General features: G+C 66.4%; 6 protein-coding genes. 4 read left to right on the top strand and 2 right to left on the bottom strand.

What is annotated here, in order from left to right; translation table 11 throughout:
* On the top strand, nt 1-931 hold a 931-nt coding region (locus tag VFC51_17320), incomplete at its 5' end, for a hypothetical protein (GenBank protein HZT08787.1).
* Nucleotides 932-1,005: 74 nt separating this feature from the next.
* Complete coding sequence (locus tag VFC51_17315; protein HZT08786.1) at nt 1,006-2,067, top strand: hypothetical protein; 1,062 nt, start codon at nt 1,006-1,008, stop codon at nt 2,065-2,067.
* A 7-nt stretch (nt 2,068-2,074) separates the two neighbouring features.
* Here VFC51_17315 and VFC51_17310 read toward each other — a convergent pair whose 3' ends face one another.
* Nucleotides 2,075-2,440: a hypothetical protein gene (locus VFC51_17310; protein HZT08785.1), complete on the bottom strand. Its 366-nt coding sequence runs from the start codon at nt 2,438-2,440 to the stop codon at nt 2,075-2,077.
* 141 nt (nt 2,441-2,581) lie between these two features.
* On the bottom strand, nt 2,582-4,165 hold the full coding sequence (locus VFC51_17305) for an ABC transporter substrate-binding protein (protein ID HZT08784.1): 1,584 nt from the start codon (nt 4,163-4,165) through the stop codon (nt 2,582-2,584).
* A 287-nt stretch (nt 4,166-4,452) separates the two neighbouring features.
* Between VFC51_17305 and VFC51_17300 the strand changes: the two genes are divergently transcribed.
* Both VFC51_17300 and VFC51_17295 read left to right on the top strand, forming a co-directional pair.
* Complete coding sequence (locus VFC51_17300) at nt 4,453-4,785, top strand: hypothetical protein (GenBank protein ID HZT08783.1); 333 nt, start codon at nt 4,453-4,455, stop codon at nt 4,783-4,785.
* A 144-nt stretch (nt 4,786-4,929) separates the two neighbouring features.
* Entirely contained in the window at nt 4,930-6,180 is a 1,251-nt protein-coding gene (locus VFC51_17295) for a Rieske 2Fe-2S domain-containing protein (protein HZT08782.1), read from the top strand.
* Nucleotides 6,181-6,197 lie beyond the last annotated feature (17 nt).

The following is a 6,197-nucleotide window of genomic DNA, read 5'->3' as shown; positions in this document are numbered from 1 at the left end:
ATATCCCTGCCTGGAGAAGGGAGGCATCATCTTCACCTACATGGGTGAAGGCGATCCGCCGCTCTTGCCGAACTACGAAGTGCTTTCCGCCCCTGAGGAGAACCGGTTCACCACCAAGCACTTCCACGAATGTAACTATCTGCAGGGGCTTGAGGGCAACATGGACAGCGCCCACGTCCGCTTCTTGCACCGCTTCCTGCGCACGGAGGCCGGCACCCGGGCGCTCAGCGAGCATCCCCGCGAGCTGAATCCGGGTGAGTCCGCCCGCTACCGGGACCCGGCCGAAGAGGAACAGTATTACGGGCCGGTGCGTGTGGAGGAGACCGACTTCAGCGTGTGGGCCTACTACGCAAATGGCAGCGGCGGGCCGGATCTGATCATGCCGAGCCTATGCCTGACCGGTGGCGGCGCTCAGGCCGAGGGCGACGGCTATCAGCTCTACTGGCGGGTACCGATCGACGACACCCACCACTGGCTGTTCGTGCTCTCGTTCAAGCGGTCGGGCCCGATCGCCGAGGAGCGCCGCCACAGCCGCAGCTGGGCGTTGATGACGCCCGATTACCACTTCACCCGCAACCAGGGCAACCGTTACCTCCAGGACCGGGACGAGCAGAAGACGAGCACCTTCACGGGCATGGGCTCGGTGTTCGTCGTGCAGGACGCGCTGGCCAACGAGACCCAGGGCCCGATCCAGGACCGGACGCGGGAGGTGCTCGGCTCCATCGATATGTCGGTGGTCGCGGGCCGAAAGCTCTTGCTGAAGGGCATTCGCGCCGTGCAGGAGGGCACGGACCCGCCGGGAGTCATTCGCGACCCCCGAGTCAACGCGGTCGATCCGCTCTTCCTGAAGAGTAATGTGCCCGCGTCCGAGGCGGAGATCGAGGCTATGCTCGCCGCGACACGCGGGCGCTGGGTGAAGTCCCCTGTCTGACTAAGCCGACATGTGCTTGGGGCGCTCGGGCGACCGATACGGCATCTCTCCCCGCAAGGAGGTAAGGACGCGACATGAGCGGCCTGGATCAGCCCATCGTCATTGCGAACTCCAGCTTCCACACCGGCCATGAGCGCTCATTCCTGGCCGCCGAAGAGCAGGGCTTCACGAAAGAGGAAGGGCTCGACCGCTACGTGTACCTGCGAGGCGGGCTGATCCCAGCCCAATGGGAGCCGGAGGCTCTTGGCCGTGTCATGTGGGAGCGGGGCGTGGACATCGCGCCCTCGGTCAATGTGTGGTCCGCCATCAGGCAGCGGGCTCTCGGCGAGGACGTCTTCATCGTGGGCGGCTGGCGGGTGCAATCGGCGCCGAAGCTGATCGGGGCGAAGGGAATCACTCGACCCGAGCAGATTAAGGGCGGCCGCAGCATGATTCGCGATCGGTGGGGCATGCACATCGGCATCATGCTCGCTCTGCAGACGTTCGGCGTCGGCCCCGACGACGTCGACTGGGTCGAGAGCTCGGCGGTCGCCTACGGGGCTGGCGGTGCCGACGACGCGCTCCGCTCGGGCGAGATCACCGTGCTCCCGGCGTCCGGCCCCCGCGCGGAACAGCTCCTGAGGGAGGGACACCCCCTCGTGCTCGATCTGCCCGACTTCTTCCTCCAACAGGGCGCCTGGCCGCCCGGGCGGGTCGTCGTCGCGACCGGTGAGACCATCGAGAAGCGAGGCGCCGATCTGCGCGCCTTCCTGCGGGCCAACCTTCGCGGCTACTGGTTCTCCATCGATCCCGCCAACCACGCGTACATGCATGACCTGGAGACCCGCTGTCGCCAGTCGACCTTTAACCAGGACGAGCGCAAGGTCCGCCGTCTCCGCGACGACGGCGCGGAGGATGACAACGATCCCCGCATGTTTGGTGGCAGCATGGCCCTCGACGGACAGGTGGACCGAGCCGCCCTCCAGCGGGTGATCGACAGCATGGTCGCGGCCGGTCGCCTCGACCGGCGGCTCGAGGCAGGGAACGTCCTGCGGCAGGAGGCCGCAGTCGACGCCTGTCAGAACCTCGTCGATCGCGGCCTCATCGACGCCGAGAGGCTTGCCCAGTGGCGCAAAGCCAAAGGCGTCATTCGGTAGTTGAGTTCTATTCAGTCCAGCGCCAGAGCTGAATGTTTCGGTAATCCGGCGCAGAGTCTGGCGTCTCCCGTCCCACTGGCCCCTCCAGATTGCCGGTGTGCGCGGTTACCACGACGTCGAAGTAGAGCGGGATGGAGCCCACGGTCTGGGTAAACGTTCGCTCCATGCCGGCGATGGCTTGGACGCGCTCGGTCGGCTCGAGGGCCTTGGCGTAGGCATCGTAGAAGCGGTCGGACTCCGGGCTGGCCCAGGCGCCCAGATTGTTGCCCCGCCAGTGGTTCTCGGCTGTTGGACTGGCGACCGACGTGGACTGTTGGTAGAGGTTGATCGTGGGCCCGGTCTCGATGTGGAGCCCGGGCGCCAATGCACGCACGCTCTGGTCACCGACTGCTTCGGCCGGGATGACGTTGACCGACGCGTCGATTCCGGCCCGTTTGAGGCCGTCAGCGAAGACCTGGCCCTGTCGCTCGTAGAAGGGCCAGCAGGATCAGGATACACGGCAAGATCTTGGGTATCAGCCCGCGAGCTCCCACTCGTAGATGTTCCAGTGGGACGCGTCGCCCTGGGGCCCTTTCAGCGCCGCGACGTGAGGAACGACGCTCAGCAGATAGTAGAGCGGGTAGCTGGGGAGCAGCTCGCTCTGGATCTTCATCATCTGGGTCAGCGCCTCGATCTGGTCGGCGCGGACCACGGTCTTGTTGTAGCGGTCCCACCAGGAATCGTAGTCGGGGTTTGTCCAGCCGCCGCGGTTGTTGCCGCTCCAGTGGTTGGCGGCGGTGCCGATCTGATCGCTGACCAGACTCTGGGCTCCACCAACCTCGCTGGTCATGCCGTTGCCGTGCACCACGCCGCCGGCGAACGTGGCGTTGAGCTCGGGGTCGTTGCGGATAGGGTTGGGGACCAGCGTGCCCTGAACGTCGATGCCTACGCTCTGCCAGGAGTTCACCATGATGGGCAGCAGCTGCTCGCGCTGAGGGCCGAGCGAATAGATGACTGAGGGTTGGAATCGCTGGCCGGCCGCGTCGACGAAGAACCCCTCACGATCCTTCACGAAGCCGGCGCTGTTCATGAACTGCTCGGTCTTCGTCGGGTCGAACGGGTACTTTGTGATTGCTCGATCGACGTCGGGAAAGAAGGGCGCCTCGCGCCGCACAAACGTGTCGGCGACTGACCCCAACCCCTGATAGAGGCCCTCGATGATGCCGGCCTTGTCCAGGCTGTGGGCGAGTGCTTTCCGCACCCGAAGGTCGGCGATGGCCGGGGTGCCCAGAAACTCCGGGCGATGCTGGATGTCGAGGGTGATAATCGCGGTCGAGGTGGGAATGATGACGCCCTTCTTGTCGACGTCGTTGAAGCCGCCCTGGCCCTTCAGCGTGTTTGCTTCCTCGATCCCGATGACGTCGGTCACCACCATGTGTACCTGCCCGGCGAGCAGGGCGGCCAGCACGGTGTTGCCATCGGTGATGATCCGCAGAACGATCTTGTCGATCTTGGGTCGGCCGAGCGCGTGGCCATCGAAGGCGGTTCCCTCCAGCTGGGCCCCGGGCTCCCAGTGGGTCAGCTTGAACGGCCCGACCCCGACGAACTCCGTGGTCCAGTAGCGCTGAGACATGAAGGGGTCACGCTGGCCGGCCGGATCCTGCTCGAAGGCCGCGAATGACTCGCCGAGAATGGCCCGCGGGAGTGGATCGAGCCCTTCTCCCTGATGGAGGTACGAGGTGCGCCAGGAGATGCGGATGGTCCGGGGATCGACGGCGGTGATCCGATCGATCAGGTTCTGGGGAGTGGGCACGAACACGCCGGCGAGCCCCGGCGCCGAGTAGACCTGGTTCGCGAAAACGAAGTCGTCCGCGGTGAGCGGGCTGCCGTCGTGCCAGGTGAGACCGGGCCGCAGCGTCCAGGTCGTCTCCATCCGGCCATCCGGGAATACCTGCCAGCTTTCGGTCTGGAGCTGGGGCAGCCCCTCGGCCAGGTAGGGCCGGAACTCGCCGCGGGCGTCGGCGATGGCCAGCCCGGCGTTGAAGACGCGGGTTGTTCGGGCCGGGTTCACGCCCCCATAGGCTTTCGCGGAGAGGTTCTTCACTTCCTGATTGATCACCATGACCAGCGTAGTTGATTGGGCCGGGGTGGTGGAAGCAGACGCCGCCGGACGCGACGTCGCGCTCTGCGACGCCCCGCACGCGCTCAAAAGAATCGTGGCGGCAACAAGGCCGCCAATCAGGGGATTCGTCATGGAGTTGACGGGGATTTGATCACATAGGCGCCACGTGCGTCAATAGCGGGATGGGCGGGGACTCCGAGGGGGGCCCGCGCTCGCGGCGCGTGATAGACTAGGCACCACCTGTCGCAGGGGGCCAAAGATGTTGACGGCGGAGCATCCAGGGGGTGGCGGCCGTATTCGGGCTGGCGCGGCCGAACTTCGGCGGGGTGGCGGTACAGCAGATGTATGAGGGCCACGTGGCCGACCTGATCCAGGCGCTGGAGCCGGGGGGCGACCAGCACAGCGGCCACCACATCTGGGTCGTGGTCGCTGACGACATCGATCCCGCGAACACCGAGGAGGTGCGGTGGGCGATCGCCAGCCGCTGCATCCCCGAGACCGCCGTGACGCTGGTGCCGGGCACGGCCGTCTGGCAGCTCGACCCACGCATCGCCCCCGGCGCGCGATCCAAACCCACCGGCCAGGCCGGATCCGCTACAAAGCGGACAGCACGGTAGTCAACGCGTGTCGGCCCTATGCGTGGAAGGATGAATTCCTGACGGTCAACCGCAATAGTCCCGACCTGACCGCCCAGATCGTGCAGAAATGGGCGCACCTATTCGCCGGTATGCCGACGCTCTGAGCCTGGAGGAGGGACCGCCATGCTGAGCAAAGAAGAGAACGAGCTGCTGACCCGGACCGATCCCGGGACGCCATGCGGCGATCTGCTCCGGCGCTACTGGCAGCCGGTCGCGCTGTCCGAGGAGCTGGGCACGTATCCGATCCCGCTCCGGATCATGGGCGAGGATCTGGTGCTGTTCCGGGATGATCAGGGCCGCATTGGTCTTCTCGACATCCATTGCTCGCATCGCGCGGCGGATCTCTCGTACGGGCGGGCGGAGGATGGCGGGCTGCGCTGCATCTACCACGGCTGGCTGTATGACGTGAACGGACGGTGCCTGGAGACGCCCGCCGAGCCGGAGGGGAGCAACCTGCGGCTCACGATCCGGCACCCGGCGTACCCGTGCCAGGAGCGGGGCGGAGTGATCTTCGCCTACATGGGCCCGGGCGAGCCGCCGCTGCTGCCGGCGTACGCGGTGCTGGCGGCGCCGCCGGAGCGGCGGGTAATGACGAAGTACTACCACGAGTGCAACTACCTCCAGGGCCTCGAGGGCAACGAGGACTCCACGCACGTCCGGTTCCTGCATCGCTTCCTGAACACGGAGAGCGGCGCCAGGTTCCTCCAGGCGCATCCGAGCGAGAACAACACCGAGTTCCGCACCCCGGAGCGCGGCAAGTTTTATGGCCCGACCGAGATCGAGGAGACCGACTTCGGGGTCTGGAGCAACGGACGGCCCGGCTTCCTACTTCCCAGCCTGGCGTTGACCGGCGGCGGCCCGCAGCCCTACGGCGATGGCTATATGCTGTACTGGCGGGTGCCGATCGACGACACGCACCACTGGCTCTATATCATGGCATTCAAAGAGTCGGGGCCCATCCTCCAGGAGAAGCGCCACGGATGGACGGACGCGCTGGTCGGGGCGGACTATCGGCCCTACCGCAACCTATCCAACCGCTACCTGCAGGATCGCGAGGAGCAGCGAACGGCGACATTCACGGGCATGGGACCGGTGTTTCCGCCCCACGATGCCTGCGTGAACGAGGGGGCGGGCCCGATCCAGGACCGCACGCGCGAGCATCTGGGGTCCGCCGACAGCGTGATCCCCGCGTGCCGCAAGCTCATGCTGCGCTGCATTCGGATGGTGCAGGAGGGACACGACCCGGCGGGCGTCATCCGGGACGCGGAAGTCAACCGCGCAGATCCTCTGTGGCTTCGCGTCAACGCCCCGCCACCGCCTGAAGCGGCGGCCGCCCGCGCGGCCGACTTCTGGGTCGAGAGCGTGCGGGGCTAACGTTGGGACGAGCGACC

It is taken from the genome of Chloroflexota bacterium (assembly GCA_035652535.1).
GTDB lineage: Bacteria > Chloroflexota > UBA6077 > UBA6077 > SHYK01 > DASRDP01.
Note: the sequence above shows the minus strand (reverse complement) of the source record. Positions and strands in the feature narration are given on the sequence as shown.

What these genes read in the sequence shown, in the direction of transcription:
- VFC51_17315 (HZT08786.1), top strand. Translation starts at nt 1,006, where the DNA reads ATGAGCGGCCTGGATCAGCCCATCGTCATTGCGAACTCCAGCTTCCAC.
- VFC51_17295 (HZT08782.1), top strand. Translation starts at nt 4,930, where the DNA reads ATGCTGAGCAAAGAAGAGAACGAGCTGCTGACCCGGACCGATCCCGGG.